The organism is Solidesulfovibrio alcoholivorans DSM 5433, assembly GCF_000702665.1.
Lineage (GTDB): Bacteria > Desulfobacterota > Desulfovibrionia > Desulfovibrionales > Desulfovibrionaceae > Solidesulfovibrio > Solidesulfovibrio alcoholivorans.
This window is the reverse complement of the sequence record NZ_JNJA01000005.1, coordinates 347501-350598: the sequence shown is the minus strand read 5'-3', so window position 1 is coordinate 350598 and position 3098 is coordinate 347501. Positions and strand designations below refer to the sequence as shown.

The following is a 3098-nucleotide window of genomic DNA, read 5'->3' as shown; positions in this document are numbered from 1 at the left end:
GCCCTGGCGGCGACCTACTTTCCCACGCACGAGTACGCAGTATCATCGGCGAAGGAGGGCTTAACTTCCGAGTTCGGAATGGGGTCGGGTGTACCCCCTCCTCTTTGACCACCAGGACAAATGTATAAGTTAAAATAAGGGATGGGATTGTTTGGATGGCAAAAATCAAGTCGAACGGACTATTAGTACTGGTTTGCTGAGCGCATTGCTGCACTTGCACATCCAGCCTATCAACCAGGTAGTCTACCTGGGTCCTTCAGGGAGAACTCGTCTTGAGGCGGGCTTCCCGCTTAGATGCTTTCAGCGGTTATCCCTTCCGAACGTAGCTACCCTGCGATGCCGCTGGCGCGACAACAGGAACACCAGAGGTTCGTTCATCCCGGTCCTCTCGTACTAGGGACAACCCCTCTCAATTCTCCAGCGCCCACGGAAGATAGGGACCAAACTGTCTCACGACGTTTTAAACCCAGCTCGCGTACCACTTTAATCGGCGAACAGCCGAACCCTTGGGACCTGCTCCAGCCCCAGGATGTGATGAGCCGACATCGAGGTGCCAAACCGCATCGTCGATGTGAACTCTTGGATGCGATCAGCCTGTTATCCCCGGCGTACCTTTTATCCATTGAGCGATGGCCCTTCCATTCGGGACCACCGGATCACTAAGGCCCACTTTCGTGCCTGGTCGAGATGTCTCTCTCGCAGTCAAGCTCCCTTATGCCTTTGCACTCGACGGCTGGTTTCCAATCAGCCTGAGGGAACCTTTGCATGCCTCCGTTACTTTTTGGGAGGCGACCGCCCCAGTCAAACTACCCGCCAGACAATGTCCCCGAGCCGGATGACGGCATCGGGTTAGAAGCTTAAACAACCGAGGGTGGTATTTCAAGGTTGGCTCCGCCGACGCTAGCGCGCCGGTTTCACAGCCTCCCACCTATCCTACACACGGTTGCCCAAGCTTCAATGTCAAGCTGTAGTAAAGGTGCACAGGGTCTTTCCGTCTTTCCGCGGGTAGACGGCATTTTCACCGCCACATCAATTTCACTGAGTCTCTGGTTGAGACAGCGTGGAGATCGTTACGCCATTCGTGCAGGTCGGAACTTACCCGACAAGGAATTTCGCTACCTTAGGACCGTTATAGTTACGGCCGCCGTTTACCGGGGCTTCGGTTTAGAGCTTCGCTTGCGCTGACTCCACCCCTTAACCTTCCGGCACCGGGCAGGCGTCAGTCCGTATACGTCGTCTTACGACTTCGCACAGACCTGTGTTTTTAGTAAACAGTCGCCACCACCATTTCACTGCGGCCCCCCTGAGCTTACGTAGCAAGTACTTCACTCGAGGGGGCACCCCTTATCCCGAAGTTACGGGGTCATTTTGCCGAGTTCCTTAACCAGAGTTCTCTCAAGCGCCTTGGGATACTCTCCCCGCCCACCTGAGTTGGTTTGCGGTACGGTCTGATCGCGCTAAACTTAGAAGCTTTTCTCGGCAGCATAGGATTAGTCACTTCAGCCTTACGACACGGCATCACGTCTCGGCCTTAAAGAAGGGCGGATTTGCCTACCCCTCAAGCCTACACGCTTGCACCGGCACATCCAACGGCCGGCTGACCTACCTTCCTGCGTCCCTCCATCGCACACGCGAACAGGTACAGGAATATTAACCTGTTTTCCATCAGCTACGCCTTTCGGCCTCGCCTTAGGGACCGACTCACCCTGGGAAGATTAACTTTACCCAGGAAACCTTGGGCTTACGGCGAACGGGTTTCACACCCGTTTTATCGTTACTTATGCCAGCATTATCACTTCCCATTAGTCCAGCAGGCTTTACAACCTGCCTTCATCCCGTCTGGGAACGCTCCCCTACCGTCCATCCGAAGATGGACCCGAGGCTTCGGTACCATGCTTAGCTCCGTTACATTTTCGGCGCAGGACCACTAGACCAGTGAGCTATTACGCTTTCTTTAAAGGATGGCTGCTTCTAAGCCAACCTCCTGGCTGTCAGAGCGGTCCCACTTCCTTTCCCACTGAGCATGGATTTGGGAACCTTAGCCGTCGATCTGGGCTCTTACCCTCTCGACCCTGGACCTTCGCACCCAGAGTCTGACTCCCGGACAATAAAAACACGGCATTCGGAGTTTGATAGGGTTTGGTAACCTGGTGGGGCCCCTAGCCCTTTCAGTGCTCTACCTCCGTGTTTCCTATCCGAGGCTATACCTCAATATATTTCGGGGAGAACCAGCTATCACCGAGTTTGATTAGCCTTTCACCCCTATCCACAAGTCATCCCAATGGTTTTCAGCCCATATGGGTTCGGTCCTCCACTCGGTTTTACCCGAGCTTCAACCTGCTCATGGATAGATCACCCGGTTTCGGGTCTTCCTCGCCGTACTTTTCGCCCTATTCAGACTCGCTTTCGCTGCGGCTCCGGCAGTTTAGCCTTAACCTCGCACGACAAGGAAACTCGCTGGCTCATTATGCAAAAGGCACGCTCTCACCGGACAAGTCCGGCTCGAACCGCTTGTAGGCAATCGGTTTCAGGTTCTCGTTTCACTCCCCTCACAGGGGTTCTTTTCACCTTTCCCTCACGGTACTGGTACACTATCGGTCGCTGAGGAGTATTTAGCCTTGGAAGATGGTCCTCCCGGATTCCCACGAGATTTCACGTGTCTCGTGGTACTCAGGTACCTCCAGTGCCACTTTCGGTTTCAGGTACGGGGCTTTCACCCTCTACGGCGCGCCTTCCCAGACGCTTCCCCTGCCTAATCATGGATCACTTGATGGAGGCCCTACAACCCCGGACGCACGGATGCGCCCGGTTTGGGCTCTTCCCATTTCGCTCGCCGCTACTTTGGGAATCTCGCTTGATTTCTTCTCCTGCGGGTACTGAGATGTTTCACTTCCCCGCGTTCGCTTCCCGAGGCCTATGTATTCGGCCAAGGGATAACGGGACATAACTCCCGTTGGGTTTCCCCATTCGGAAATCACCGGATCAAAGCACGTATGGCTGCTCCCCGGTGCGTATCGCCGCCTACCGCGTCCTTCATCGCCTCTCAGCGCCAAGGCATCCACCGATTGCCCTTAATTACTTGGCTTTTGCCAATAAAT

General features: G+C 54.7%; 2 rRNA genes. Both read right to left on the bottom strand.

The features are described 5' to 3' along the window. Nucleotide 1: 1 nt before the first annotated feature. A 5S ribosomal RNA gene (gene rrf / locus Q368_RS0112165) occupies nucleotides 2-116 on the bottom strand. Between the two features lie 45 nt (nucleotides 117-161). Then, a 23S ribosomal RNA gene (locus tag Q368_RS0112160) occupies nucleotides 162-3085 on the bottom strand. Nucleotides 3086-3098: the final 13 nt, after the last annotated feature.